Origin of the sequence: Streptococcus pseudopneumoniae, from assembly GCF_038148935.1 — a bacterium.
Taxonomy (GTDB): Bacteria; Bacillota; Bacilli; order Lactobacillales; family Streptococcaceae; genus Streptococcus; species Streptococcus pseudopneumoniae_U.
In genome coordinates this window covers 1-342 of the sequence record NZ_JBBJZX010000229.1, presented here as the reverse complement: position 1 = coordinate 342, position 342 = coordinate 1, and the positions used below count along the sequence as shown (strand labels likewise).

1 pseudogene is annotated in these 342 nt (G+C 34.2%); it reads left to right on the top strand.

The features are described 5' to 3' along the window. Nucleotides 1-342, top strand: a pseudogene (locus tag WKI42_RS10750) (N-acetylmuramoyl-L-alanine amidase family protein); the annotation flags it as partial.

Sequence of the window (342 nt, the reverse complement as noted above, 5' to 3'; positions counted from 1 at the left end):
CTATCTAGCAAATAGAAAAGATGCTGGATACAATATTCATGATATTGTCAAACTTGGAGATGGGCAAGAATATTTGCTAAATGCTAAAGGTGACGATGTTATTATTGAAAAAAACACTTGGTATATCAGACCAGAGTTCAAGAAGTTTTCTAACAAATATGGGGATGAGGTTGCAAATACTACCTTAGCTTTAGTGGATAATAAAGAAGAAGGACAAGAAATTGATCCTAAGGCAGTTGTACAGAACTTCCAAAACTTACCAAATCGCTACTACTTTGATGAAAATGGACATCGTGTGGTTAATATCCCAGCAATGACAACCTATTCAGAGATTAAAAAAGT